We start from the raw sequence: 541 nt of genomic DNA on the forward strand, positions 1-541 counted from the left end.
ACATTCGCCGAAAATTCGAATTTCTCAATTAAGAGAACTCACAAATTTTACCTTAGCCTGATCCGTTACCAGTGAAAGTAACGTTCAGTCTATCTTTCTATCACATACCCAAATTTTTAAAGAACGATCTAATCAAAGACTAGAAATCAATATTCGCTTCAGAATATTCATTTCTAAACTCTAACAGCAGAAGCAGTTAATGGTGGAGCCAAACGGGATCGAACCGTTGACCTCCTGCGTGCAAGGCAGGCGCTCTCCCAGCTGAGCTATGGCCCCATAACAAAATTGGTGGGTCTGGGCAGATTCGAACTGCCGACCTCACCCTTATCAGGGGTGCGCTCTAACCAACTGAGCTACAGACCCAATTTCGAGCGCGTAACTGATTAGCTAAGAGCTATCAGCTTGGAGCTTAAAGCTGCTTCTATCGTCTTCTTCAATGAATCAAGCAATTCGTGTGGGAACTTATGGAGCAGCTGATGTCGTCGATTAAGGAGGTGATCCAGCCGCAGGTTCCCCTACGGCTACCTTGTTACGACTTCAC

At 45.3% G+C, this 541-nt stretch carries 2 tRNA genes and 1 rRNA gene; all 3 read right to left on the bottom strand.

The window, feature by feature from the left end:
- Positions 1-200 precede the first annotated feature (200 nt).
- Positions 201-276 (bottom strand) — tRNA-Ala (locus JMV15_RS27840).
- Positions 277-286: 10 nt separating this feature from the next.
- Positions 287-363: transfer RNA gene (locus JMV15_RS27845), tRNA-Ile, on the bottom strand.
- A 124-nt stretch (positions 364-487) separates the two neighbouring features.
- Positions 488-541, bottom strand: a 16S ribosomal RNA gene (locus JMV15_RS27850); the annotation flags it as partial.

The organism is Pseudomonas paracarnis (genome assembly GCF_904063055.1).
Lineage (GTDB): Bacteria > Pseudomonadota > Gammaproteobacteria > Pseudomonadales > Pseudomonadaceae > Aquipseudomonas > Aquipseudomonas paracarnis.